Source organism: Actinomyces sp. ph3, assembly GCF_000308055.1.
Classification (GTDB): Bacteria; Actinomycetota; Actinomycetes; order Actinomycetales; family Actinomycetaceae; genus Pauljensenia.
Genome location: NZ_CAGY01000003.1, coordinates 92,516 through 118,810 on the forward strand (window position 1 = coordinate 92,516; position 26,295 = coordinate 118,810).

General features: G+C 56.0%; 23 protein-coding genes, 1 tRNA gene and 1 other RNA gene. 14 read left to right on the forward strand and 11 right to left on the reverse strand.

The annotated features are described in order from the left end of the window. Positions 1-88: 88 nt before the first annotated feature. The 4 genes from HGAS_RS04910 to HGAS_RS04925 form a co-directional block, all read right to left on the reverse strand. Complete coding sequence (locus HGAS_RS04910) at positions 89-1,018, reverse strand: alpha/beta fold hydrolase (protein WP_019126743.1); 930 nt, start codon at positions 1,016-1,018, stop codon at positions 89-91. Next, entirely contained in the window at positions 1,015-2,409 is a 1,395-nt protein-coding gene (locus HGAS_RS04915) for a hypothetical protein (protein WP_019126744.1), read from the reverse strand. Before HGAS_RS04915 ends, HGAS_RS04910 begins: the two co-directional genes overlap by 4 nt. 75 nt (positions 2,410-2,484) lie before the next feature. Continuing rightward, positions 2,485-3,399 (reverse strand): hypothetical protein, encoded by a 915-nt coding sequence (locus HGAS_RS04920; protein ID WP_019126745.1) that lies wholly within the window; start codon positions 3,397-3,399, stop codon positions 2,485-2,487. Positions 3,400-3,417: 18 nt separating this feature from the next. Beyond that, positions 3,418-4,272, reverse strand: coding sequence for an HAD family hydrolase (locus HGAS_RS04925; RefSeq protein ID WP_019126746.1), 855 nt, complete (start codon positions 4,270-4,272; stop codon positions 3,418-3,420). A gap of 123 nt (positions 4,273-4,395) precedes the next feature. On the opposite strand from HGAS_RS04925, the gene HGAS_RS04930 reads away from it, so the two are divergent. The 6 genes from HGAS_RS04930 to HGAS_RS04955 all read left to right on the forward strand — a co-directional run bounded on the left by HGAS_RS04930 (position 4,396) and on the right by HGAS_RS04955 (position 8,787). Beyond that, complete coding sequence (locus HGAS_RS04930) at positions 4,396-5,394, forward strand: hypothetical protein (protein WP_019126747.1); 999 nt, start codon at positions 4,396-4,398, stop codon at positions 5,392-5,394. Further along, positions 5,391-6,530 (forward strand): TadA family conjugal transfer-associated ATPase, encoded by a 1,140-nt coding sequence (locus HGAS_RS04935; RefSeq protein ID WP_019126748.1) that lies wholly within the window; start codon positions 5,391-5,393, stop codon positions 6,528-6,530. The genes HGAS_RS04930 and HGAS_RS04935 overlap by 4 nt, the downstream gene beginning before the upstream one ends. 233 nt (positions 6,531-6,763) lie before the next feature. Further along, positions 6,764-7,567 (forward strand): type II secretion system F family protein, encoded by an 804-nt coding sequence (locus HGAS_RS04940; RefSeq protein WP_233993716.1) that lies wholly within the window; start codon positions 6,764-6,766, stop codon positions 7,565-7,567. Between the two features lie 130 nt (positions 7,568-7,697). After that, complete coding sequence (locus tag HGAS_RS04945; RefSeq protein ID WP_019126750.1) at positions 7,698-7,904, forward strand: DUF4244 domain-containing protein; 207 nt, start codon at positions 7,698-7,700, stop codon at positions 7,902-7,904. 20 nt (positions 7,905-7,924) lie between these two features. Then, entirely contained in the window at positions 7,925-8,290 is a 366-nt protein-coding gene (locus tag HGAS_RS04950) for a hypothetical protein (protein WP_233993718.1), read from the forward strand. Between the two features lie 2 nt (positions 8,291-8,292). Next, the gene (locus tag HGAS_RS04955; protein ID WP_019126752.1) at positions 8,293-8,787 is read left to right on the forward strand and encodes an Rv3654c family TadE-like protein; all 495 of its coding nucleotides are present in this window, start codon (positions 8,293-8,295) and stop codon (positions 8,785-8,787) included. Positions 8,788-8,813: 26 nt separating this feature from the next. Here HGAS_RS04955 and HGAS_RS04960 read toward each other — a convergent pair whose 3' ends face one another. From HGAS_RS04960 to HGAS_RS04970, 3 genes are read right to left on the reverse strand one after another with little or no spacing between them, the layout of a single operon-like run. Further along, positions 8,814-11,255: a DEAD/DEAH box helicase gene (locus HGAS_RS04960; RefSeq protein WP_019126753.1), complete on the reverse strand. Its 2,442-nt coding sequence runs from the start codon at positions 11,253-11,255 to the stop codon at positions 8,814-8,816. Beyond that, positions 11,255-11,875 (reverse strand): YbjN domain-containing protein, encoded by a 621-nt coding sequence (locus tag HGAS_RS04965; RefSeq protein ID WP_019126754.1) that lies wholly within the window; start codon positions 11,873-11,875, stop codon positions 11,255-11,257. Before HGAS_RS04965 ends, HGAS_RS04960 begins: the two co-directional genes overlap by 1 nt. Further along, complete coding sequence (locus tag HGAS_RS04970) at positions 11,872-12,372, reverse strand: YbjN domain-containing protein (protein WP_019126755.1); 501 nt, start codon at positions 12,370-12,372, stop codon at positions 11,872-11,874. Before HGAS_RS04970 ends, HGAS_RS04965 begins: the two co-directional genes overlap by 4 nt. A gap of 264 nt (positions 12,373-12,636) precedes the next feature. On the opposite strand from HGAS_RS04970, the gene HGAS_RS04975 reads away from it, so the two are divergent. The 4 genes from HGAS_RS04975 to HGAS_RS04990 all read left to right on the forward strand — a co-directional run bounded on the left by HGAS_RS04975 (position 12,637) and on the right by HGAS_RS04990 (position 17,480). Then, positions 12,637-13,761 (forward strand): phosphatase PAP2 family protein, encoded by a 1,125-nt coding sequence (locus HGAS_RS04975; RefSeq protein WP_019126756.1) that lies wholly within the window; start codon positions 12,637-12,639, stop codon positions 13,759-13,761. A gap of 244 nt (positions 13,762-14,005) precedes the next feature. Further along, positions 14,006-15,877, forward strand: a complete 1,872-nt coding sequence (locus HGAS_RS04980; RefSeq protein ID WP_019126757.1) for a ribonucleoside triphosphate reductase — start codon at positions 14,006-14,008, stop codon at positions 15,875-15,877. Beyond that, positions 15,874-16,599, forward strand: a complete 726-nt coding sequence (locus tag HGAS_RS04985; RefSeq protein WP_019126758.1) for an anaerobic ribonucleoside-triphosphate reductase activating protein — start codon at positions 15,874-15,876, stop codon at positions 16,597-16,599. Before HGAS_RS04980 ends, HGAS_RS04985 begins: the two co-directional genes overlap by 4 nt. Before the next feature lie 287 nt (positions 16,600-16,886). Next, a complete protein-coding gene (locus tag HGAS_RS04990; protein ID WP_019126759.1) occupies positions 16,887-17,480 on the forward strand; it encodes a LytR C-terminal domain-containing protein in 594 nt (197 codons plus the stop codon). A gap of 25 nt (positions 17,481-17,505) precedes the next feature. On the opposite strand, the gene HGAS_RS04995 is transcribed toward HGAS_RS04990, so the two are convergent. The 3 genes from HGAS_RS04995 to HGAS_RS05005 form a co-directional block, all read right to left on the reverse strand. After that, positions 17,506-18,060 (reverse strand): TetR/AcrR family transcriptional regulator, encoded by a 555-nt coding sequence (locus HGAS_RS04995; protein WP_019126760.1) that lies wholly within the window; start codon positions 18,058-18,060, stop codon positions 17,506-17,508. Beyond that, on the reverse strand, positions 18,047-19,510 hold the full coding sequence (locus HGAS_RS05000) for an MFS transporter (RefSeq protein WP_019126761.1): 1,464 nt from the start codon (positions 19,508-19,510) through the stop codon (positions 18,047-18,049). Before HGAS_RS05000 ends, HGAS_RS04995 begins: the two co-directional genes overlap by 14 nt. Before the next feature lie 149 nt (positions 19,511-19,659). Further along, entirely contained in the window at positions 19,660-21,027 is a 1,368-nt protein-coding gene (locus HGAS_RS05005; RefSeq protein ID WP_019126762.1) for a uracil-xanthine permease family protein, read from the reverse strand. 234 nt (positions 21,028-21,261) lie between these two features. On the opposite strand from HGAS_RS05005, the gene HGAS_RS05010 reads away from it, so the two are divergent. Together HGAS_RS05010 and HGAS_RS05015 are read left to right on the forward strand one after the other, a co-directional pair. Then, complete coding sequence (locus HGAS_RS05010; RefSeq protein ID WP_019126763.1) at positions 21,262-21,699, forward strand: DUF4190 domain-containing protein; 438 nt, start codon at positions 21,262-21,264, stop codon at positions 21,697-21,699. 84 nt (positions 21,700-21,783) lie between these two features. Further along, a tRNA-Ser gene (locus HGAS_RS05015) sits at positions 21,784-21,868 on the forward strand. 190 nt (positions 21,869-22,058) lie between these two features. On the opposite strand, the gene HGAS_RS05020 is transcribed toward HGAS_RS05015, so the two are convergent. Next, positions 22,059-23,156, reverse strand: a complete 1,098-nt coding sequence (locus HGAS_RS05020) for a type I restriction endonuclease (protein WP_019126764.1) — start codon at positions 23,154-23,156, stop codon at positions 22,059-22,061. 243 nt (positions 23,157-23,399) lie between these two features. On the opposite strand from HGAS_RS05020, the gene ffs reads away from it, so the two are divergent. Beyond that, positions 23,400-23,497: signal recognition particle sRNA small type (ffs, locus tag HGAS_RS08735), an RNA gene on the forward strand. Positions 23,498-23,655: 158 nt separating this feature from the next. Beyond that, positions 23,656-26,295 (forward strand): DNA polymerase III subunit gamma and tau, encoded by a 2,640-nt coding sequence (locus tag HGAS_RS05025; protein ID WP_019126765.1) that lies wholly within the window; start codon positions 23,656-23,658, stop codon positions 26,293-26,295.

The window sequence follows — 26,295 nt, forward strand, 5'->3', positions numbered from 1 at the left end:
AAGAGCCACCGTGTGATAGTCGTAACTATTATGCACGGTGAACGGTCTAAATCACATATTTGCACACGGTTTGCGCAAATTCGTTTCTTTAGAGTTGACTCTCCGCTGTAAAGTCAGCAGATTCTTTAACGAAAGGAAGGATCGCGTGGATCAGAGCCTGAGGGTTTTCTTCCTGTGGGAAATGGCCGCATTCGCCGACTGCGCGCATGGTGAATTCGCCGCTGGTTGCCTGGACGTCATCAGCAAAGTCAACGTGCGACCATAAACCGTCATCGCGAGCCTGAATCGAAAGCACGGGTACCGTCACGCTCCGCGTTAGAACATTCTTTGAGCTAAATGAGGGCCTAAATGTTGCCCGCAGTGACTCCCATGCGGAGCGAACTGCGATGTGACGCGAAAGTGCCTCACGGTAGACTTCCGCATTCTCTAGCATTTCCTCGCGGTTAAAAGGCGCAGCCCACTGAGAGATTGAACGGTCGATCCATGCTGAGCGCGACGCAAAGAAGGTAACGCGAGGACGGCGCGATAGCAGGGTTGAGAACCAGCGGCCTCGGCCTCGGGAAGAAAGACCACGCAGGAAGTGCAGGCCCAGCGGATGAGGGGCACACACCGGCACAATCGCCTGCAAGCCCGCGGGTTTAAGTGCGCCGAGCATCCACGCGACCACGCCGCCCATGCCGTTGCCGACAACCGTGTAGGAAGAAATTCCCAGTGCCGAGGCCACGCCAGCGACGTCCGTCGCCAGCTGGGTAAGTTCAACTTCTCCGGGAGCAAGATCGGAGGTGCCAAAGCCTCGAAGATCCATTGCGATGGTGCGGATACCGGCCTGTGTGAAGGCGGGAATAATCTCCCGCCACGTCCACCAGGTCATGGGGAATGAGTGAAGGAGGATAACAGCAAAAGAGGCATCCTCGGGTCCCGCGTCGGCGACGTGGAAGGACGCTCCCGAGGCTGAGATCCTACGGTGAACCCAGGGCCCGGGAGCCTCCAATACCGCGCGCGAAACCTCGGGTTTCACCGCAGACCAGCTGCCTTTGCGGCGCGACGACGTTCACGGGCGGTGAAGTGCGCACCTACGGGATTAACGCGTTCGACCTGTTCGCGCATTGCTTCTTCATTGCGTCCGCGGCGACGAACCGAATGCGAAAGGGATGCGATGCCAAGCAGTGCAATTCCAAGGAAGAGGAGGCGGCCGGAGTATCCGGATGCTTGGAGGTGGTGTGCAAGGTTAGCGCCCAAGGCACCGGAATTCTGCAGGAAGTGCAGAACGGAAACCGTGTGTGCCGAGGTAAATCCGGGGGCGAAAACCCAGGGGAGGCCGGCTGCGAAGAAGCAGAGGCCGCCGATCCATGCACCCAGTGAGGAACGCTTGAATGCTTCAAACAGTGCGATAACTGCGACGAATGCGATAGCGACCTCGGTGATAGCAAGCCAGTTGATCACGCCGGTTGCTGCGGGATTTCCCTCGGGAAGTGTCATCCGAGCGCCGGCATCGGCAATGAGGTACCAGGTGATAGGCAGAGCAAAGATGCCCAGGGCCAATGAGCTCCAGTGAGCAGCCGCGCGAGAAGGCATTTCAGGAACGACGGTTGCGCCTTCGAAAAGGGCATCGTCGAGGCTCTCGGGAGTCTCTTGAGGAACGGTACGTTCGCCGCTGTCTTCACGAGGCTTCCACGAAGCTTCGGTCGTTGTGCTTTCCGCTGCCGGAGCAATGAATGCACGCCTACGAACCTGGGTGCTTTCAACCTCGTCCTCGGGTTCCTCGGTGGTTTCGGGCTGAGTAGGTGTGCGGCGCGAGAGGGCGTCGGGAACCTCGGTCACCGAAGGAGAGTCCTCAGGCTCTTCTTCCGCAGCTTCGGAAGTAGCCGGGATCGTTGTGGTGTGTGCGGAGTCGGCAGCTTCCTCAGATTCTTCGGGCTCAGATTCTATGGGGGATGCATCCTTGGACTCTGAGTTGTCCTCAGTAGTTTCTTCAGTTTTTTCCGAGGCCGACTCAGTATCGACGTCGTCGTGGGAGGTGTACTCAGACTCAGTCACGGTGTTCTCAGCGTGCTCGGAGTCCTGGCTATCGTCGTGCGAAGTTTCTTCGCTCGAAGCTTCGTCTGAAGAGGATTCCTCGGGCTGCGCATCCTGCTGTTCCTGGGCTGACTCGGCCTCGGCCTCGGAATGCTCAGAGGTCGAACGCTGTGCAAGAGCATCGTCCACGGATGTCGGGGTGACACCCATGTGGACGGGTTCAACCTGACTGGTTTCGGTAACTGATGCGCCACCGATGATGTCCTCGGTTGCAGATGCCTCACCGGGAAGGGTGACTTCTTCACCGGTCAGTGGTGTTTCCTCACCGGTAGGGGTGTGAGCGGTTTCTTCCGTCACCTTGTCAACGTCTTCCTTGTGTTCCTGATCAGACATGAGACCTCCTCTTCTCGTGCTGACGATAACGAGAAAACGAATATTTTTGGGGATTACCCGCCGAGAAGCGCTGGATTATGCGACTTGGTCAGAGCTTGATGCGTCGTTGGGAGCGTAGCGGCGAGCCCAGTAAATTCCCAAGGTCGAGGCAGCAAGGATCATTCCGTAGGCGGAAATAGTCGATGCAGACATCAGAATCTGAGTTCCCATTGATTTTCCAGGGGTCACGACAGCGCCGGAGAGGCTTGTCCCAACAGGAATCAGAAGGAAGGCGGGGATGATGTACATCCATGCGACAACCTGAGGGCCGATCATTGACCAGCGCGAAACAAGCGCGATCAGTCCTAACATGACGGCAACTGCGATGCCCTCCGATGTGTGCATGGGGGTCTGTGCAATGACTGCGTGGAGTCCGCTGGCAGCCATTGGAAGAGAATCGGCAGGAGCGCAGCGAACGAGAAGGACGACGGCAATAATTCCCAGTGGAAGTGAAGCCACTGCAACTGCGATTCGCTCACCCTGGTGGCGCTGAAAGGACACAAGCTGATCGGAATCCGGGCTGTTTTCGCGTGCGCGATGAGTCAGGGCCAAGGCAACTCCGCCGCCAAAAAGGATTGCAGCTACGCATATGGGGTAGAGATTCCAGGTCTGTGCGGCAGAAATATCGTTGGTTGAAAGGTTTGAGGCCACGAGGAAGTGGACCCGAAGGCAGCCAAAGGTCTGCAAGAAACCAATGACAAGTGCCCACGCGGCAGCAATGAACATGCCAATGGAATTGCGTTCACAGTTGATAGAAATCATGGCCAGAAGAATGGTCGAAAAAGCCATGCCGATCATGCCCTCGACCGAGGCCAAAGGAACACCAATCGCAGCTCGCGCCTGAAGATCCGCGAGCGACATTCCCATGAGGATCAGGGCAAGGGGCGCAAAGATGACAGCGAAGATTGCTGGACGCAGGATAGCGCCGACCGGGATGGACAATCTGGACATATATCAAGTATGCCGGTACTAGCTGGGAATTGAGCGGCGTGCCCAATAGCCGATGCCTATTCCTCCTGCCAAAGCGAGGGGAATCATTGCACGGGCAAGGCGGGCGCGCTTTCGGCCTCGAATTCGCACTGTTCGCGTAAAGGACAGAATCGGCCATTCACGCTCGCGTGCAACCGCCGCAAGCGCGCGATCAGGGTTCACCGCCCTTGGGTTTCCCACTAATTCGAGCATCGGCAGGTCAGAGATGGAATCGCTGTACGCAAAGGAATCATTCAAGTCCCAGCCGCGCTCGCGGGCCAAAGCTGCGCAGGCCTCGGCCTTTCCTTCCCCGTGATTGAAGTGGGTAATGGTGCCATCGGCCAAGCCGTCCTGACCCTGCCCGACGATCGTGGATAAAGCATCGGGGATCGAAAGCAGGTGCGCGATGGGGCGAACGATCTCTAGCGGTGAGGCAGATGCGATAACAACGTGGTGGCCCAAGAGTCGGTGGTGATCGATCAGTGCCAATGCTTCCCTGTAACACAGAGGTGCAATCGTTGAATTTGTGACGTTATTGACGATTTTTTCAACGTACTGTGGGTCCCAGCCGCGAGTAAGCTCCCCCAAGGCATGCATCATCGAGCGCATTCGTTCATCGTCAGCACCGGTGAAGAGATAGGGAAGTTGGACAAGGGTTGCTCGCAGGGAATCCCAGCGGCTCATGACTCCCGCGTGAACCAGCGGGCTGCTCAGTGCCATTGCCGAGGCCGTGGCCAAGATGGTCTTGTCAAGATCGAAAAAGGCCGCGATACGGGTATCACCTTCTAGGCGTTGGTTAGCGCCGGGTAAGGCAGGTTTGAGGGTTTCTGTGTTGTTGTTATTGAGGATGGTCATCGTTGACACCTTGGCTTGATGCGGAAACAGCAGTGTTATCCACAGGGACGGGATTGGCTCTAGTTTTCCACAGATTCTGCGGTGGCGGTGGTATTCGGTGAAAAGAAAATTCACGCTTGCACCATGAAGAGCGAAGGCTACGTTGCATTTTGGGCACTTTCGCAAGGTGCCGAGCAGTCATTGCGTGCGGTCTGCGCTCTGCTGGGGATTAATGTTCGTGAATGCCACCCAGAAGAATGTGAGCGCACAGAGTTTCGCGTTGAGGAAGTGATCTGCGCTGTCCTTGGTAGGAGCGAAGATCAAGCCCGGTGGGAACACCGTGGAATCCACGTGTTGGTGATTGGCGATACGCTGCGTCTTCCAGGTTGTGAGAAGGCAATGGGGCAGCTCATCCTTGCCGATCATGCGCGTCGGCAGGCTATGGTTCCGCCGCATTCTTCTCACCTTTGTGTGGGAATCGCAGGTTGGAGCGGGGGAGTAGGGGTCTCTGCTCTTGCCTGGGATCTGTGCGCGGACACGGGAAGTGTTTTAGTGAATTGCTCGGGACCGGGACCTGTACGAGGCCGTGGCGGACACATCCCTGTTCCCGAGGATGGGCAGGTGGCTTGGTCGCGCTTGAGCAGAGGCGAGCGTTATTTCCTTCCCTCGATCGCGAATAGTCTTCCCTGCGCTCAGGGAGTGTCTTTTGTCGGCGGAGATTCACGCGACTATGCAGATTCTGATGACTCGCGACTCCCGGGGCTTCTTGCCGCTCTGCGTGAAACTCGCAGTGTGGTGTGTGATCTGGGGAAATGGGGAGCGAGGTGCGAACAGACCGCAAGGAATTTTGATGCGCTCATTCTTATAGGTCTGGGAGATGCTGTTGGAGCCGCGCGTCTGTGTGCTCTCAGTGCATCATTTCCGTTTCCGTGTCGAAGTTTTCTCTTAATCGCGCCACCTCCACGTGGTGGATTCTTTTCACGAGCTCCACTGAGCGGACAAATCTCGTCGACTCAAATCACTCAAATTACCCACACCGAAGGAATGGGTGTGCACCCAGCGGGAATGAGGCCTCGGCAGGGGCGGAAAGGCAGACGTGCCCGCTTGCGACTGTGGGAACAGATTGTGGAGCGCACGCAATGAGCCTGATCGACGATTGCCTTGTAGTTGCGCATTCGGGAAAGGAGGACGGCCAAGCGTCGATAGCTTCCAGGCCTGTCGGGATGGGAATCGAAGAGCTTGGTACACATTTGGAAGAACTCGAAGCTCGTTTCAATGGCTTGGGAAAGACCTTGGCTCCCTTGATTCACCTTCCCGGAATTACAGATATTTTGGTGAATTCCAGGCAGGTGTGGGCCGATTGCGGGCAGGGTGTTCAGCCGGCTGGATGCTCTTTTGATAGTGAAGAAGAAGTACGTGAACTAGCCGTCACAATGGCAGGAATCTGCGGAAAGCGTTTAGACGATGCGGCTCCAATTGTTGATGGAGTCTTACCTATGGGGATTCGTCTGCACGCGGTTATCCCACCACTTTCTGGTGGGGGAACTCTGATTTCTCTGAGGATTCCAGCCAGAAATGGGCTCAGCATTGAGCAGATGCGTGAGATGGGAAGTATTGACAACACCTCGTATCAGGTGTTGATGCGTGCCCTTGATATGCGCTGCAACATCCTCATTTCTGGTGCGACGGGGAGTGGAAAAACCACTCTGCTTGCTGCACTTTTGGGCACTTTGCCCCACGGTCAGAGGCTGATCTGCATCGAAGAAATGAGCGAGCTAAATCCTCAACATCCCCATGCCGTTCACCTTCAAGCCAGACAGGCTAATGCTCAGGGGCGCGGGGAAGTGACTCTTTCGGAACTGGTCCGAGCTGCCATGCGAATGAGGCCGGACCGCATTGTTTTAGGGGAATGTCGAGGTATTGAAGTTCGTGACATTATGACGGCTTTGAATACCGGGCACCGCGGAAGTTTTGCCACGATTCACGCGAATACCCCCGCTGAAGTTCCAGCCCGACTTGCAGCACTGGGAGCGCTCGCGGGAATGGAAGCTCGGGCAACGGATCTGCAGGCAAAGGCGGCGTTTCAGATAGTTGTCCATATGGAACGTATCGCTCATGGTCCAAAGCGCGGTGCCCGACAGCTGACACAGATCGGGATTTTTGGGATGGAAAATGGGGTACTTGCGTGCACCTGTGCCTATCGATGTGATTCCCGAGGCCGTGGAAAACCCGGACCCGCGTGGGAAGGACTGCGCGCATTGCTTACTGAGGACCCCTGATGCAGGCCAGGACATTTCGTCGTGTTCTGATGTGGGATCCGCATCCATTGGCGCGTGGGCAGCAGCGATTCTGGTCGAATCTGCAACGCGTGCACTCTCGATCCTGGAGGGTAAGTACTTCATATTCCGGGATTAGTGAAGCGGCTCAATCCCTGCGAAAAGTCAGTGCTTTGGTTCGTGCCGGGTTGCCCGCACGTGATGCATGGCTGCAAGTGGGTGAAGGAGAAGAAGGAGTGCCCAATGGGGTTGCTTCCATTGTTCTCAAACAGGCTGGAGAGCACGCGCATATGGTTACTGCAGCCTGCGCCGTCTCCTACGAATTAGGCGCTCCTTTATCAGAGGTATTGGATGCTTTGGCACAAAACTTTGATGATATTGAGAGCATTCAAAAGGCGCGACGAGTTGCTGGTGCTGGCCCCGCTCTATCCGCAAAGATCCTCAACTTACTGCCACTGCTGGCACTGCTCGCGGTATTCATCATGGGGATTAACCCATTTCCTGTGCTTGTTGATGGGGGAGTGGGTTCGCTGTGCGCAGTAGTCGGGCTGTCATTCTTGGCAGCGGGTCGATGGGTGTCACTTCGTCTGATACGCCGATCGTCACGTCAATGGGAGGAAGGTGCTCAGGAAGATATCGCGATTATCGCTGAGCTGGTAATCGCTGCATTGGATTCTGGAGTCTCCATTCCTCGAGCCTTGGAGTGTATTGGGCGCTCTGCGCGAATCGAAGATCTGGTGAGAGCCGCAAGTTGTTTGACTCTTGGTGTGCGATGGGATCGCGCCTGGGAGGGATGTAGTGAGGGGATAGCAAGGATCGCCGAGGTGCTACGAGAAGCATGGGGGCGCGGGGCATCAGTTGATCATCAGCTGCACGCCTTAGCGGAGGCGAGCAGAGATCAAAGACTGACCGATGCGCGCGCCGGAGCAGAGGAATTGGGCGTGAAATTGGTTGTGCCCTTGGGATTACTGATGTTGCCAGCCTTTATCTTCCTAGGGGTTGCCCCGGTACTTCTGACAATGGCTCGAAATAGTTTCTAAGAAATCCCGCGAATGCTATCCACAGTTTCTGTGTGTCGACGATTCATCCACAATTTTCGAGGCTGCTGAGATTTACGAGAGCTTCTTGGAGCACTCTCAAGACATGGGAACGAAGAGAAAGGAAAGACCCATGTTGACGGAAGAAACACTTCATGATGATCGTGATCCGAAGAGCGAAATGATGACAGATCCAGAAGAAGGATCGACAACCGTCGAGTATGCGATTGGGGCATTGGCTACAGCGGGATTCGCCGGCTTGCTCTTAGTAGTTTTAAAGTCCGGTGTCGTGCAATCTGCGCTTGAACAGCTCATTAGCTCTGCATTGAGCATTTCATGAAACTGAGGTGCGGCCGCTCAATGCCGTCATCCGAAAAGCATTCGGATGACGGCATGGTCAGCGTTGAAATTGCTCTAGGTACCTTCTCGATAGTCATCATGATTGCACTTGTCCTTTCAGTCTTTGCTGCTGCCATGACCACCCAGAATTTGTGTACTGCACTTTCAATGGGCATCCGTGAAAGCGCTCGCGGAGGGAACGGGCAGGAAACTGCGCAGGTGATGTCCGCTCGGATATCAGGGGCTCACTTTGAGTTCTCTGCAGATGAAAAGTGGATCTACGGCAAAGCACAAGCTCCCTATAGGGGCCCCGCGGGAATGATCGGCTTGAACTCGCAATGCAGATATCAGATGTTGCGCGAGAGCACTGTGGTTGGCGGTGATTGAGAATGGCTGAGAAGACTGATCCGGATGAAGGCTCCGGGACAATCATGGTGGTTGGAGTTCTGGCTGCCCTAGCCATTCTTGCCTGCAGTGCACTGACGTACATTGCAATTCTTGCGGCGGGAAATCGAGCCCAGAATATTGCGGATCTCAGTGCCTTGGCGGGAGCAGATATTTCCGCGACAGCTCAGTGGGAGTCGGTTGAGGAAAAAGCCTGTCGTGCAGCAAATGAGGTCGCTCAAGAAAACGGGGCAATGCTGAGCTCATGTCACTGCGAAAGTGTCGACACGATCGTCACGGTGCGTGTGAGCAGTGGGTGGGGATGGAATGTCTTTCGCTCGGCTCGAGCGGGAGTTGATGATGAAAGTGCTGTAAATGCACTTGAGGGGCCTGCCCCCCGGCTGGCCCCTCAAGCATCCCATCAACACAGTGCGAGTTTCCCGAAAAGTCTTTCGGTGTGGCATCCCCACTTAAGTGGGGTCCAACTCTCGATGACTTAAATATAGGAAGTCATACTGTGTGGATACTATTTTGTATCTGGAAGTTTTCTGGGAATTTCTTCGAAAGGCGAATGTTCGACGAGGAAGCCTAAAAGGAACTCTGCACCGGACTTTGAGAGCGGTTCATTCCCGTTTCCGCACTTTGGAGACTGGACGCATCGGGGGCATCCATCGTGGCATTGGCACTCGGAAACAGCCTGATAAGTGCGCTCCATCCACTCACGTGCATGGGCAAAACCGTAATGCGCATAACCCGCTCCACCCGGATAAGCATCGTGAACAAAAACAGTTGGTAAATCGGTATCAGTGTGGAGGTTTGTCGAAAGCCCGCCTAAATCCCAACGGTCGCAATTTGCCAGTAGGGGAAGAAGTGCGATCGAGGCATGCTCTGCTGCGTGGAGCGATCCTAGGACATCGCCTTTATCGATCCCGATCGCTGCCATTGTCGCTGGAGTCAAGGTGTACCAGCAGGCTTGGGTGCGTAATGTGCGCTCGGGCATATCAAGCTGGGTATTTGAGATGTATTCCAGACGTGGAAGTCGAAGGAGGTCAAAATCAGTGACCTGACGGGTGACATCGACAGTCCCTCGATACCAATGAACAAGAGAATCTGGGCTGACCCATTCTTCATCAACACTGATAACCCGCAATGAGGTCGCATCTTGAGCCCTGGTCCTGAGCGGTGTGCGAACTTCTTCGACATAGGCGATACGTGCGGGGCCTTCTTCGAGAGAAAGGACGTGGAAGGTTCGTCCCTGATGTACGTAGATCGCATCGGGAAACACCTGCGAATCCGCGGAATCTTGAGGGACAGAACCGATGATGCTTCCACTTCGAGTGTCGACAATTTGAACATCGCCACCACTGCCGCGAATCTGGATTTTCTCCCATGGGCCATCAGAAGAGCTGACATTCCACCTCCAGCCTCCACTTCGATGGACCAGTAGCCCTTCCTGACCGAGCTCAGCTAGAAGAGCTGGAGCTCCACTTCCGAAAACAGATACCGCTTCGTCCTCAGGAAGAGGGAGTTCGGCTGCCGCAGCACACAGGTGGTCGCGCAAAACCCAGGGGTTTTGAGGATCTAATACCGCTGCCTCGACAGGGGAAAAAATCTCATCGCTGTGATGAACAAGGAAAGAATCAAGGGGGTTATCGCCAGCAATAAGAACAGAAATACCATCTGCCCCAGCACGTCCGGAGCGCCCAACCTGTTGCCAAAATGAGGCGCGAGTCCCAGGCCACCCAGCCGTGATGGTGACATCAAGCCCAGAGATATCGATACCCATTTCTAGGGCAGAGGTCGTTGCAAGCGCTCGTAATCGCCCCGAACGCAGTGCAGATTCTAAGGTGCGTCGTTCTTCGGGAAGAAAGCCCCCTCTATACGCAGCGACGGTCGAGGCTAATTCTGGAGCGTCGCGGAGTTTGTCGCGGGTTTGGGCGGCGACGGCCTCGGCACCACCGCGTGAGCGAACAAAGGTCAGCAGGCGAGCGTCGGCGCGAATGAGCTCTGCACACAGAAGCGAAGCCTCGGTTTGGGCGGAAAGACGCTGAGTTGGAGCTTCAAGAACCGTTTCTTCGCCGGCTTCGGCAGCGCGAAGAGCAGAAAGGAAGGCATCAATTGATACATCCTCTTCACGCGGAACCTCGCGGCCCTCCCACATAAAGATGTGGTGAGTTCCGCGTCCAGAAGTATCGTCTGTGATCGCATCGATGTTTTCGCGGCCAATCATTGTCTGGGCAACGGATTGCGGATCGGCCAAAGTCGCAGACATCATGATGACCTGGACATCTGCACCAAGGTGGCGCGCGATTCTTAGAAGTCGGCGTAAAACCAGAGAAATATGGCTACCGCTGACTCCTCGCCACTGGTGCATTTCGTCAACAATCACGTAGCGCAGCGATGCCAAGAAACGAGTCCAGCGCTCATGACGGGGGAGCATGACGTAGTGCAGGTAGTCCGGGTTCGTCAGGACGATATCGGCGTTTGCGCGAGCCCATTCCTTGGCTTCGCGGGGAGTGTCCCCATCGGCAAGTGCAAGGGCGACGTCATGTTCGAGGCCGTCAACAAGACGGTTCAGCGAATGAAGTTGGTCTGCTGCAAGCGCTTTGGTTGGTGAGATATAAAGGCAGCTTGGACGCCGATGAATATCGGAGATTCTGTTTGAGTCATCGGCTTGAACCAGGTCTGAAAGAATCGGTGTCCATGCGACCAGAGACTTGCCCGAACCCGTGCCGGTCGCAATGACAACATCGTGTCCGGAATGGATCGCCTCAAGGGCTTGCACCTGGTGAAGCCACGGTTCATCAACTCCGCTTTGACGCCACGTAGTTACAACAGCGGTGGGAATCCAGTCCGGCCACGGTGAAGTGAGCGCATCTTGGGCAGGAAGGCAGCGGTAATCGACGAACTGCCCTTGTGTGCCTCGGGAACGGATGATCTCGAGCAGGTCCTCAGAGCGTGAATCCATCAGAGCCCGAAAGCGGCACCACTATGAGCGGAGCGTTCCTCGGCCTCGGTATCAGTGGAGGTGGGGCTACCAGGCTGGGGCTGCGCGAAGGACTCAGCAGGGGCCGAGGCCTCGGGCGAAGCAGAGTAGGGAGTTGCCTCCGGAGCGACCCAACCCAAGGTCTGGGTTGCGGCCTCTTGCATGTAGCGGATCGCGTCAATTCCGGTTGAAATGCCAGCGCCCAAGTGGTCGGTGAGCTGCTGGTCCGATAGGCCGGCAGAAGTGTCAACGGCGAAATCGGCGCACACCTGAAGAGAGCCGGCGGGGTCCAACATCCAATAAACCGTTGGGAAATACTTCTCGCGGTTCCATGAATCAGCTGCGGCGAAAAGTGGATGGCCGGCCTTTTCGGCATCAAAGTCGGTATCCCAGACCGCGCGAATAGACAGGAAACGTTCGGAAGAATCCATGCTGAGCAGGAAAGGCACTCCGTCGAAAACGGCACCAGCAGCGCGGTTTTCCGCCAAAACATCAGCCTGGAACTGCAGCTCAGAAAGAGTGCGCATCAAGCGTTCGAAAGTCACCTTGTACGGCGTGATCGAATCCTTGGGTACGGGATAGGGGCCTGGAAGCGTGCTCATGATCGATCTCCCTGGTGGAGCGAGATGGTGTTCGCCTCGCTAGATGACTCTTGATCCGAATCTTCATCACTCCAGGTGACGAATTCGGGAAGGGTTTCTTCAAGATCAGAGAAGAATCCCATGATCATCGACATTGAAGTTTCGAAGAAGGTATCGAGCTGGGCTTCCGAAAGACCGTTTGTTGCAACGATGTCGCATTCGGCGATCAGTCCGTAGCGTCGACCGTCTTCGAAAGGTGCCAAGTACGCCTTCGGGCCTGTGCGGGTTGCATTGCAGCGCCGAACCTCTTCCGTGAGCGACGCAAATTCAGCATCATCGTTGGCAATTCCACGCCAGTGCGCACGCAATTGCAGGATGTGGGGGTTTGATGTGTTCCAGAAATAGATCGCATTTCGTGTCGGAACAGCAAGCTCTTCATCTGAAGACTCACCAAAATTCAGATCGTGACCGTGCAAGACAGCGCGAATGCGGTCGGTGTTGACCGGAGAAATCGACACGTAGCACCCCTGATCCGAGTCGGTAGTGGCATTGAGTTGCAGTGACTCACGCCTGTTGACTCCTCCACTCTAACCGAATGACCGGAGCGCGGCTCGAGATAGAAGCTTGAGAATGTGACAAAATGTTACCTCAATCAACCGAGGAAAAACCTAGTGTTCCAATAGAAAATGCCCCAGATGGGTGACTAAGATAAGACCTTCGAAGTACGCGAAACAAAACAGTTGCCGCCAAGTTGGTTGTCGCATGAGGGAAGGGGGAACGCAATGAGCGAACGCATTCCCGGTTATCCTGATCCTTCCTTTAATTCCGAAGAATCCGAGGCTTACGCACCCTCAGAGGATGCTGCAGAGGTTCCGGAAGCGCTCGCGGCCTCGTCAAGGCGATTCTCTGGTCCCCAGGACTCGGGGAGTGCCACTTCTGAAACCCCCTCTTCTGGTGCTGGACGACGGCCAAATATTCGGCAATCCAGCCCGCGCGGTAGTAATGCGGGTGCCGCTTCGGGTGCTGCTCGGAGCGCCCCAAGGACTGTGGCTCCCGGCTACCGTCCTCGCCTTGCGCGTCGACTTTTTGCTGCGGGAGGGTGCGCGCTCTTCAGTATCCTTGTCGCTTGGGTTGCCGTCTTTACTGTTACTGGCCAGGCGATCGACACTTTGTCGATGGAAGCTGCCATGCGCTGGGCGGAGCCCTTGGGCGCTGTGGGAAGTACCGTGACGCACATTATTTCGGTTCCCGCGATGGTCGCTGTTGGTGGTCTGATTGTTTTGATCGCATGGCTGCGTCGTCGTCCAACGCTGGCGGGTCGTGCGCTGGGCATGATTGTTGCGGCCAATACGACGACTCAGGTTGCGAAGCTGCTCATTGATCGCCCGGATTTTCACGTGTCGGCAGCCATTTTGAATTCGCTTCCTTCGGGACATACGACGGTTGCAATGTCCCTTGCTCTGGCATTGGTGATGATTGCCCCCGAATGGTTCCGAGGCCCCGCAGCGTGGATCGGCTATATCTGGACGTCCTTGGTGGGTATTTCCGTCATGGTTTTTGGCTGGCACCGCCCCGCCGATGTTCTTGTTGCTATGGCAATCTGCGGTTTTTGGGCACTGATCTTGTGTCCGCTAGAGACACGCGTTCGCCACGGCGTGCCTGTCCAAAAAGCTATGGCTGTCATTGCAATGGCCAGTGCGTTCATCACGGTTTTGGGAGTTGTTTATTCTGTGTGGGCCTTGACTCCCAATGATTTGGCACAAATGGGTTCGGGCGGAATCACCTACGCAGAATTTTTAGATGCGCTCCCGCGCCGAGCGCATGTTCTTGCGGGGATTTCATCTTTTGGTGTTATCGCTGTTGCAGGTTTTGTTATTCACGAAGTTGACCGACTTTCGGCGAAATAATGCCGATTTTGCGCTGAAAGCGCGCTCGCGCTAGTTTCATCTAACTTATTCACAAGCTATTCAGACACTCGCGCAATGCGTTCACCCACTTTCGTAATTTGCGCATTTTTGTCGAATGACAACACGCCGCATGTCGTAGCTACACCTTTTCCGAAACCACTAGATATTGTGGGACGCGTTCGTCTCGCGCACTAGATATTGTGCCCCACCACGATGTCAGTGTTGAAGCTCGGAAAGGAAAACCGTGACTACATCTCCCACAACACGCTATGACATCGATGCGATCTCGACCGTCGAGGAATACCTTGACCGCTCCGATTGGCGCGTCAATGCAAACGCCAATCAGGGCTACTCGCTGGGTGGCCTAATCCTGAACGCTGCCGGCAAGATGATTGCTAACTACTGGTTGGAGCGCGTCTACTCCCCTGAAGCAGGAGCAGCACACCGCAGCGGCGACATCCACATCCACGATCTCGATATGTTCGCGGGTTACTGCGCGGGATGGTCGCTCAAGCGACTGATCCAAGAAGGTTTCAACGGGGTCAGCGGGGCCATCGCCTCGGCACCCCCGAAGCACTTCTCTTCGGCGTGCGGGCAGATCGTGAACTTCCTTGGAACTTTGCAAAACGAATGGGCGGGAGCGCAGGCCTTCTCCTCCTTTGATACCTACATGGCCCCCTTCGTTCGCCTGGACAACATGACATACGAACAGATCGTCCAGAGCATGCAGGAACTGATCTACAACCTCAATGTTCCTTCGCGTTGGGGCAGTCAATGCCCCTTCACCAACCTCACCTTCGACTGGACATGCCCGGATGATCTGGCTGATGAACACCCCCTCATTGGCGACGAAGTTGTGGATTTTACTTATGGCGAGCTCCAAGAGGAAATGAACCTCATTAACCGCGCTTTCATTGAGGTCATGACCGGGGGAGACGCAGATGGCCGTGTCTTCACTTTCCCGATTCCCACCTACAACATGACTCCCGATTTTGATTGGGAGGGCGAAAATGTTGACGCGCTTTTCGAGATGACTGCAAAGTACGGCCTTCCCTACTTCCAGAACTTCATTAATTCCGACTTGGATCCCCACATGATCCGCTCGATGTGCTGCCGCCTGCAGCTGGACCTGCGCGAATTGCTCAAGCGCGGCAATGGCCTATTTGGTTCCGCAGAACTGACGGGCTCCATCGGTGTCGTCACAATCAATATGGCGCGTCTGGGCTACCGTTTCGCGGGCGACATGGACGGCCTCGTTAAAGAATTGGATCACTTGATTGACCTGGGTTCTCAGACCCTGGAAGCCAAGCGTGAAACCATTCAGTTCCACATGGATCACGGCCTGTTCCCCTACTCGAAGCGCTACTTGGGACACCTGAATAACCATTTCTCCACCATCGGCGTCAACGGCATGAACGAGATGGTTCGCAACTTCACGGGAGACCAGTACGACATCACCGATAAGTTCGGTTTTGAGATGTGCTGCTCGATCCTCGATCACATCCGTGAGCGCATGGTTGAACTCCAAGAGGCCACCGGCCACATGTACAACCTCGAGGCGACCCCAGCCGAAGGCACGACCTACCGCTTCGCGAAGGCCGACCGCCTCCACTACCCGGGCATCCTCCAGGCCGGCACCGATGAGCAGCCCTACTACACGAACTCCTCGCAGCTTCCCGTTGGCTACACCGACGACCCCTTCCAAGCCTTGGAAGATCAGGAAGTTTTGCAGGGCAAGTACACGGGCGGCACGGTTTTGCACCTGTACATGGGCGAGCGTATGAGCTCGGGTGCGGCCTGCAAGGAGATGGTGCGTCGTTCGCTGACCGCATTCAAGGTCCCCTACATCACCATCACCCCGACCTTCTCGATTTGCCCTGTGCACGGCTACCTCGCTGGCGAACACTTCACCTGCGAGAAGTGCGCCGAGGCTCACCCCGACCGCGAACCGCAAGAGTGCGAGGTCTGGACTCGAGTCATGGGCTACTTCCGCCCCGTGAAATCGTTCAATATCGGTAAGAAGGGTGAGTACAACGAGCGCACCATGTTCTCCGAGGCTGCGGCTTCGGATCACGGTGAACTGGTCAGTGCTTTCCCGCCGGTGGATCAGCGATGAGCCTTGCGACCTTGAGGGCCTCGGACCTGCAGATCGCAGGTCTGAGCCCCATGTCCAGCGTGGACTGGCCGGGGAAATTTGTGGCGACGGTATTCGCCCAGGGGTGCCCGTGGGCATGCCCGTATTGCCACAATCAGGCGATCATCGATCCGAAAATTCCCGGGGTGGTGTCCTGGGAGAAAGTTGAGGACCTGCTGGGCCGTCGAGTTGGTCTGCTGGACGGGGTGGTCTTCTCCGGTGGCGAGGCCACGCGCCAGTTGGCCCTTCTGCCGGCCATGCAGCGCGTGCGCGATTTGGGCTTCGAGGTTGGTTTGCACACCGCGGGTCCTTATCCTTCGCGTCTGCGTGAGATTTTGCGTTCCGACCTGGTTGATTGGGTGGGCATTGACATTAAAGCGATGTCGGGTCCCGCGTACGAGGCCGTGGCCGGGCGTCCTAACGCGGGTCCAAAAGCCTGGGAGAGCTTGGGCGAGGTGTTGGATTCGGGTGTCGCCTATGAGGTTCGCCTGACGGTGTATCCGGATGGTCCTTCCGATGCGCGCGAGGTTGCCGCGTGCGTCAAGGACTTGGGGGCAACTCACTTCGCTTTGCAGCAGGCTCGCGCTTTGGGGACAGCCCAGGGTTTTAACGCGGGGGACCGCGCGTGGGATATGGAAGTCGAGGCGATGGCTGAAGACATCAAGAAGCTTGGGTTTGAATCCTTTGAATTCAGGCCTGCATAAAACAACGTGCTCGGCGACTCTGTGTTTTGGGGGAGCGTCGAGTGTGTGAGCGGCCGCTATGCGCGCTGAAGTGGGGTTGAGCGTGCGGTGCCGCAGCGTTGCCGGGAGTGCTTTAAGTTGCACTCCCGGCAACTGCTATCTTCTGGTTTCCAGATAAGCGAAGCGCAGCCATTAAGCAGGGAACACTTCCCTTGATTGCTGTTATTGCCCTGATTCTGACAATGGTGCTCTACTGAAATTCGGCGTAATTCGTGCGCAAAGTGCCATTCGTGAAGTAGGTTAGTCCTGTGAGTGCACCACAACCCCAACTGTCCCGCCGCGAACTCTATCGCCGCGAACGCCAGCTTAAGCAGAATTCGGTCTTCTCGATCGTCGTTTCGGTGATGGCTGGACTCAGTGTCCTCAGCCTCTTGGTGCTCTCGGGAATTCTTCCCATCCCTTTCCTTAACGGCTTTTCCGCAAAAGTTAAGTACGCCTCGACGGGGGATATCCCCTGCCCTAGCGAGGAAACTCAGCCTCTGGCTACGTCCTCGATCAAGGTACAGGTTTTCAATACGACGTCACGCTCGGGTGTTGCACGCGATGCATCGGACATGCTCAAGAACGTGGGCTTCCAGGTGGCAGATCCTTCGAATTCCTCGCCTGAATATGCGGGCTCAGCTCAGATTCAAGCAGGTCCTCAGTCTGTTGATGCGGCCTACACCGTCGCGCGTTTCTTCCCCTCATCGAGAGTGACCTTGACCGATAACACCGAACCGGGAGTGACGGTCCTTCTGGGCTCGCTCTACAACGGTGCCTTGACCGCTGAGGATCTGCAGCGTGTTCAGGAAAATCACGATGACCTTAAGGGTCCCAGCACCTGCTTGGCACTGCGGAAATAGCTGAGATCACCCGCGCGGGTGAGATTTAGAAGTGCGCCTGAGAAACGTCAGGAAGTGAATCCAAGTACGCCAATGCAGCCGTGATCAGTGCACGGCGTTCCTGTGTGGTCAGATCGTAGGAATTGATGTGGTCGTGCACCCACAGGCCGTCGGCAATGATGTACAGCAGGTAAATATCTGGATCGGCCAAAATTTCTTCGCGAGGAAGCAACCAGGGACTTAAGATCTCATCCCACACCTCGGCGCCCTCTTCGCGCGTATGAGTATCGAGCGCCAAAAGAAGGTCTGCGCGGGTCGCACTTTGCGAGAGTACTTCCACGACGGCGCGCAGGCGTTCGCGGGCGGATAGTTCCTCGGGAGGGGCTCCCGCGGCCTCGAGAAGGCTTGCCCTCCATGACGAGGCCAAGTGCTCGTTGAGCGCCAAAAGTAGCGCAGTGCGAGAGGGGAAGTGGTAGAGAAGGCCGGATTTCGACATTCCCGAGGCCTTCGCGAGGGAGTCGTAGGTCAGTGCGTCCAGGCTCTTCTTATCGATGATCTCCAAGGCGGCCTGGATGAGCTGCGATTTTTTACTCGTGCGCATACTTGGTCTCCTTCGGATTGTCTTTGAGAAGTACTGCTGTTGCGATTGCAGCGCTCAGGGCAACTGCGATCGCAATGGATAGTGTCCATGTATAGGCGGTATCGATGGCGTTTGCGGCTATGGGTGCAAGAAGTGGGTCGTGGGCGGAAGCGTCCATGTTGTGGGCGACTTCGGGAGCCGCATTGAGAGTGTAAAACAGTGACATCAGTGAACCCAAGACCGCCACCGAAAGCATCGTTCCAAACTCGTAGGAAACCGATTCGATTGCCGAGGCCATGCCGGTCCGGCGGGCTGGGGCTGAGCCGATGATTGCAGTTGAGGTGACGCTCATAGCCAGGCCAGTTCCCGTACCTAGGAGTGCGAGCGCGATCATGAAGATGAGGAAGAGGTTTTCCTTGATAGCGATGATCGCAATGATTCCGGCGATGCTTGCAATGACATAGCCGCCTGAAATGACGGTTCTAAATCCCAAGCGGTCGACGTAGCGGCCGCCCAAAATAGCGCCCGGGAATGCCGCTACAGCAACGACGCCTGTGACAAGGCCAGCTTGGAGCGGAGTAAAACCTGCTGAGAGTTGAAAACGCTGGGTTGTCAGGATTTCCATTCCAGAGACCACAAACATGCCGAGGAATGCGCCGAGGAATCCCGCTGTGAAGAGGCGGCTGTGAAAGACATCAAGGGTCAGAAGAGGAACGTCTAGGTAACGCTGGCGATGGATGAAGAGCAGCATGCCGATGATGAATAGGACGATGCCGGTCGCGACAAGGGTCGTGTCAATAGGTGTGTGAGCAAGGTTTTCAATTGTGAGAACCAGGCCGACCATGGTGATCATCGCGTAGAGGGAGGACATGAAGTCCCAGCTGCGTTTGGGGTTGGGGTAATTGTCAGGCGCAAGAAGGTAAGTGCTGACCAAGGCGATGATGACGATGGGAATGTTGATCAGGAACACCGCTCCCCACCACGTGTGAGTGAGAAGGAAGCCGCCCAAGAGTGGGCCGACGGCTGAACCGACGGTGGCTACGGATCCCCAGATACCAATGGCGGTGTTGCGCTCGCGGGGTTCAAGGAAGGTCTGGCGGATGAGCGCAAGGGTTGAAGGCATGAGGACCGCAGCACCTGCGCCGAGGAATCCTCGTGCAGCGATCAGGATCGCGACATTTGGCGCAAATGCCGCAGCAGTGGATGCGAGACCGAAGATGACGAGTCCAACTTCGAACATGCGTCGGTGTCCGATCTTGTCTCCCAGGGTTCCGGTTCCCAATAGAAGGCCGGCCAGAACCAGAGGGTAGGCGTTGATGATCCACAAGCCTTGCTGATGGGTCGTGTGGAGTTCAGATCGAAGGGTAGGAAGAGCGACGTAGAGGATGGAGTTATCGGCTGCAACGATGAACAGCCCCAGTGAAATCACAAGAAGAAATGCCCATCGAGTCCGTGTCGATTCAGAGCGCATGAGCAGATGTTAACACATAACTGTAACGGACATCCGGTTTAGTAAGCGAGCTACGCTCAGTAGGAAATCGTTGGTATTAAGCGGAAATGAGGTAAATGCTATGGCCGGGGTGTCCTTTCGGACACCCCGGCCACAGTGATCAGAAACGATCAGGCTTGAGTGGAGCGATGCCGTGAAGCGTAGGGCTCGCTCTCGAGTTCGGATCCTGCCGGAGCCGAAGCGGGCGAAGCCTGCTCAAGGTTGGTGCCACGCAGCTTCGAAATACCGCGCATGCCGTGGTAGACGATGATCGCAGCGGCGGTGCCCAGGGCGATGCCACCGAAGGTCATGCCTCTGATGTTCCAGGTGAAGTCGGCGATTGCGACAATCAGAGCGATAGCAGCAGTGTTGAGGTTGACCGGGTTGGAGAAGTCAACGCGGTTCTGGACCCAGATTCGAACGCCGAGCATGCCGATCATGCCGTAGAGGACGGTACCAGCGCCACCGAGGACACCCGAGGGAATCGTTGCGATGAGCGCACCGAACTTCGGCATGAGCGAGAGCAGGAAGGCGCAGCAGGCCGCGACCAGGTAGGCAGCCGTCGAGTAGACGCGGGTTGCTGCCATAACGCCGATGTTTTCGGCGTAGGTCGTCGTACCAGAACCGCCGCCCGCACCTGCGAGCATGGTGGAAAGACCATCGGCGAAGAGTGCGCGACCCGTCAGGTCATCGAGGTTTTCACCGGTCATTGCGGAAACCGACTTCACGTGACCGACGTTTTCGGCGATGAGGACGAAGACCACGGGGATGAAGAGGCCCAGGGTGGAGACGGAGAAGGAGGGGGTGTGGAATTGCGGAAGACCGAACCAAGCGGCCTCGCGAACGCTATCGAAGTTCACCTCGTGCTGGATGACAGCAGCAATGTAACCGATGAGCACGCCGAAGAGGATCGAGAGGCGGCCGATGATTCCCTTGAACAGAACCGTGATCAAGCAGATGGAGAGGATTGTGATGACTGCGGTGATGGGGCCGGTCTTCACCCAGTTCCATGCGGCGGGTGCAAGGTTCAGGCCGATGAGGGCAACGATTGCGCCTGTAACGGTCGGGGGCATGATCGCATCGATCCAGCGAACACCTGCGAAGTGAACGATGATGCCGACAAGAGCCAGGGTTGCACCGGTGGCGATGATGCCGCCCAGTGCGAAGCTCGGGCCAAGTTCCTTAGTTCCGGAGACCGCCAAGATCGGCGAAATTAAAGCGAAGGACGACCCCAAATAACTTGGGAGTCGTCCTGCAGTGATAAGGAAGAAGAGGAGCGTTCCAATTGCCGAGAAGAACAATGTCGTTGACGGTGGGAAACCGGTGAGCAAAGGAACCAAAAAAGTTGCCCCGAACATTGCAACGACGTGTTGTGCGCCAATTCCAATTGTTCGAGGCCAAGAAAGACGTTCGCCGGGAAGAACTACGTCACCGGGAGCAATACTGGTGCCATCGCCATGAAGTTTCCAGCGGAAGAATCCTGATTGTGCAACAGACATGCTGCTAAATCTCCGATCAGTTGAAGGGTCTGGGCCGAAACCGGTCGGAACACCAGCATAGACCGAAATCTGAGTATTGTGTAAAAGTGCTCGCTATGTGGCGCCTCACAGGACGGCCTTACTTCGTTCGGTTGCGGCCTAGTGCTGCAGTATTGACCTTGAAGGCATGAGATATGGCATGCTTGAGGAAGGAATCAATGTGTGTGTAGGTCGTAGGAGTATCGGAGGGTATTCATGGCACTCAATCCCTATGCTCCCGGCGGCAGTGGGACAAGCGCAGCCAATGCTGCCAATCCAGCAACGGCCTCGACCGTCCTAGACCCCTATGGACCAACTCCACACTTAGGGCAGCCAAAGTCCGAACAGCCACAGAGCATGGTGTTCCCGGGCAGTGACGACACCTCGTTGCTTGATGTGTTTGCAAGCCCCGGTTACACCTCTCCCAAACCGCAGGTCAATACGATTGCAAATATTGCGGCGTGGGTAAGCACGCTCTCAATATTCTTCTTTCCCGCGATTGCAGCCGTGATTCTAGGAATCATTGGACTTGTCGGTTCGACGAGTATGAACGGTGTGGGACGCAGGGCGTCGATTGCGGCAATTATCGCCGGAGTTGTAGGGATTCTGATCTGGTTCCTGGTCTGGATGGCACTATTCTGGCGCTCTTCGTGAGGGATTCCACGCTAAAAGCTGGCGTGAAAATTTCGTGATTTCGACGAATTCCGCTAGCATTACGGGGTGCGTGTTTCACGCTCCGGAGGATTCGCCTAGTGGCCTATGGCGCACGCTTGGAAAGCGTGTTGGGTGCAAGCCCTCGGGGGTTCGAATCCCCCATCCTCCGCAGTTGAGCCCGGATTCCTTGTGAATCCGGGCTTTTTGTTGGTTTTGAGGAGCCTAATAAACGGAATAGATCAGAATGGTGGTGTGGGAACTCTCTGCTCCCACACCACCATTCGGTAACTTGAACAGCTACTACTGGGGTTGCATCAATATTCTTTATAGCCCAGCCGGTATTCCAAAGCGATCCTGTTTTACTTCCACCTTCGAGCTGCCTCACGAATTGCATCAACGTGAAGATAGATGTCTTCAACGACAGAGATGTCTACACGCGTTTCATTCTTGTCGTCGTCAAGGAATACGAGGTACTTATTTCGTCCGTTGAAGTAACAGCGCAAGATTGGGCGCCGGTTATTGTCATCTACGAGCACGGAGAAGTAACTCTTAGCATCGCGCCATGCAATGCGCTCGGGAGGCAGCTCCGCACAGGCAATTGCTTTAACGATATAAAATGCCGCGAGCTCATCTTCGGTGGTTTCAATGTCAGAAGAGGCTCGTGTTGGTGCCTCGTTTGGTTCAGGGTCTGTAGCAATTTCAAAGGAGCTTGTCATTGCTGAGGGAATCACGGTATTACTGTCAGCTCCCAGAGCGTTCTTGAGACGATCATTAACGCGTTCCGCGAGGAACTGGTTCATTGCTTTACTGGTCAGAGGAACGAACTTCTCGAGAGCAGGTTGAGTGAGACGGCCACCGTACACACGAGATGCGAAAAGGCGGATGAAATCGCTAGATGGCTCCCTGAACTCTGCCGCAATTTCGCGTTTGATTGCTCCGACGTACTTCAGTTCTTCTGCCGCGCTCATAATTGAGTCGAGGTCAAACTGATCCTTGGTGAGCTTCCGCAGCTCAGGAAGAAGAGTTTCGTCAATATCGGCAAGATCCAAAACGAGGAATGGCTTTTCGTCCATCTTGTTTGGCTGCTCAAGATCTGTGTAGAAATTGTATTGCCGTCCATTCGTAAGGATTGCAATCCTCGCGTTTGTTACCGAGAAATAGCGGAACAGTTGTCCTGCATGTGAGGGTGTGAGATCGCCGCTAATCTTCTTGCACTCGATAAGCATTCGGACAGTTCCCGCGCCCATGATTGCGTAATCGACTTTTTCGCCGCGCTTGACTCCGATATCGGCGGTGTATTCAGGAATGACCTCTTGAGGATCAAAAATGTCGTAGCCAAGAACTGTGGAGATAAATGGGAGGATGAACGCAGTCTTTGTCGCTTCCTCGGTTTCTGTTTGTTCCCAGTTCGTTACAACGCGAGAAGCGAGGAGTGAAAGCGAGTCTTCAAATGTCATGATGCGCGCCTTTACGAATCGATCACTAGCTAGGCAGATTTGTCTGCCTAGCTAGATGATACAACTCACATAAAATATCCTGAAAATCGGCTCCTAATAAGCTGATTTGCTTGGCGGTGGCTCAAGGTACCCTCGTTGTTGCAATGATAACGTTGGTCGACAGATCTTTGGTCCTTCGTGAGCCATAGCGCTGGTTCACACTTCTCTGGCTCGCCGCGTGCGCCTTGCTCTGTGTAAACTGTTCCCGGATCCTCCGCGTGACGGTATCATCCGAACCTCCCCAGGGCAGGAATGCAGCAAGGATAAGGGTGCGCTGCCGGGTATGCGGGGGATTCTTTTATATCTGCATTACTACCGCTGGCCTGGCGACAACGAAGTGACTCAGACAGTGTTCAGTGGGAAACTGCTTGGGCCTCCACTTTTATGATTTTCGCTGTGTTCTTGCGGCTTGTGGTGAAAACAGGACGCAAATGAGCGCGCGGGGCCGTAAAGTTCAAGTGTGACGACAGCTCTTTATCGCCGGTACAGGCCCGATACCTTCGAACAGGTCATCGGCCAGGAACACGTGACCAAACCCCTTCAGGCAGCACTGCGTGCCCACAGGGTGAATCATGCGTACTTATTCTCTGGTCCGCGCGGGTGTGGAAAGACGACCTCTGCGCGTATCTTGGCGCGTTGCCTGAACTGTGCTGAAGGTCCAACGGATACACCTTGCGGTCAGTGTGAGTCCTGTCGTGAACTGGCAACCGGTGGTCCGGGATCACTCGACGTTGTTGAAATTGACGCCGCCTCGCACGGTGGTGTGGATGACGCGCGTGACCTACGTGAGCGCGCCACTTTTGCGCCGGTGCGTGACCGCTACAAGGTCTTCATCATCGACGAAGCCCACATGGTCAGCCCCCAAGGCTTCAATGCCCTGCTTAAGCTCGTTGAAGAACCGCCCGAGCACGTAAAGTTCATCTTCGCGACGACGGAACCCGAGCGCGTCATTGGAACCATCCGTTCCCGTACGCATCACTATCCTTTCCGCTTGGTTCCGCCGGATATTTTGGAACCCTACCTGCAGACTCTGTGCGATGAAGAGCATATTCGCGTCGGTGAAGGCGTCCTTCCCCTGGTCATCCGCGCCGGTGGCGGTTCTGTGCGTGACTCTCTGTCGGTCTTGGACCAGTTGATGGCCGGCGCAATCGATGGAGAGATTGCATATAAGACCGCTGTTGCTCTTTTGGGCTACACGGATACTGCGCTTTTAGATGAGACTGTCGATGCCCTTGCAGGGGGCGACGGCGGTGCTGCGTATCGCGTGATCGAAAAAATGGTGTCTTCAGGTCATGACCCGCGTCGTTTTGTCGAAGATTTCTTGCAGCGCTTACGCGATCTGTTGATTATTGCTGTCGCGGGTGATGGCGCCAACGATGTCTTGGTGGGAACGCCTCACGATCAGTTTGAACGCATGAGCGTCCAGGCAAAGAACTGGGGCACGCAGGCCTTGTCGCGCGCTGCTGACCTCACTGACGAGGCCCTTCGCTCCATGACTGGCGCGACCTCACCCAGGTTGCAGCTTGAGTTGCTCATCGGCCGAATCTTGGTGCCCGGTGGGGGCGTTGATGCCACTGCTGGTGCCTATGGAGTAGCACCTGCAGCGGTCGCTGGCGGGATGGCGGGTACCCCGGGACCGCTCTCTGGCGGAGTTGGCTTGGTTGGGGGCGGTGCCCCTGCCGAGGCCCCGGCTGGCTCGGGTTCATTTGGTGCTCGTCAGGCACGCGAAGCTCTTGCACGCAAGAAAGCCCAAAAGAGCGGAGACCAGGGCACCTCGGTGGCGCCAGAAGCTTTCGTCGATGGCCGTATTGATTCGCCTCGACAAGCAGAACGCGCTCCTCAGCCTCAGCCCTCATCCGGCGACTGGGAGGTCGCTCGCCCTGCTGCTCATAGTGATGCACCTGCGCAGCACAGCGCTCCTGTTGATGCTCCTGCTGCTCAGAAGCCTCGTGACGCTGCCCATGAAGTGTCTGAAAAGGCTTCGGAGCAAGTTCCTGCGCCTTCTCATTCGTCCGCTCCCGCGCCAGCACCTGCGCAGGTTTCACACTCCGCTGCTGCACCCAATGCGGATCTTGTACGGCAGCGCTGGGGAGATGTTGTTGAGCGCTTGGCCACGCACAGCAGGGTTGTGTGGAGCTTGCTGTCTCAAAACGGGCAATTGGGAGCCGTTGACGGAGACCAGTTGGTCATCCTCTTCCCCAGTCAAGGGATGGTCGCAAGCTTTACAAACGGGGGACGAGCGCAGATCGTGGAAGACACGATCTATGACGTCTTGGGTGTTCGATTGCACGTGAGCGCACAGGTGGGGCAATCCGGTGGTGGGCCAGCAGTTTCAACGCCTTCTGCCAATGCACATTCCGTTGCGGCTCCTGTGCAGAGCACGCCAGCCCAGGCCGCACCCGCGCAGGCCGGAGTTGCTCAGGCTTCACCTGCTCAAGAATCGCTCCCCTCTGGGCTGGGCAACTCAGACGCTTCGGCGCCCGAAGCCGCGCCGGCACCGGAATTCCATGTTCCGGCCGAACCGATCGATGCCTCGAAACCCTATGATCCGCAGGCACCGGAATCTTACGATTGGCATACTCAGGCGCCGCCCCCTTTTGATTCGGGGGATCAGGTTGAAGAGGTAGAGCAGGACTTGCAGGAAGTGCCCGCTCCGTCGCCTGAACCTGATGATGACGATGAACCAGAGGATGAGCCTGTCGCGACTTCTGGTTGGAGTGAAACTGTCGTTCAGCCTCCAAGTTTTGACCCGCTTGAAGAAGAATCAGCTCCTGAAGTTCCAAACTTCGCCGAGGTTACGCCACTTCCTTCGCAGCGTTTTGCACGCATGGAAGAAGATGACGCGCGCTCTAGCGACGACACACATTCGACTGGCAACGCGCGTTCAGATGAGGAGCCGGCAGCTTCAGCGGAGGCCTCGGCAGAGGAAGAAGCGCAGGAAATTCCCGCAACCCCCAGCGTTTCTGCGGCAGAGGACGATAGCGCCAGCATCGATGATCAGGACATGTCCGAATCAAATCTCTTTGGAATTCCAGCAGTTTTGGATATTTTGGGCGGAACCATCATCGAACAAAAGACTGACGATCAGGGTGGGTGGTGA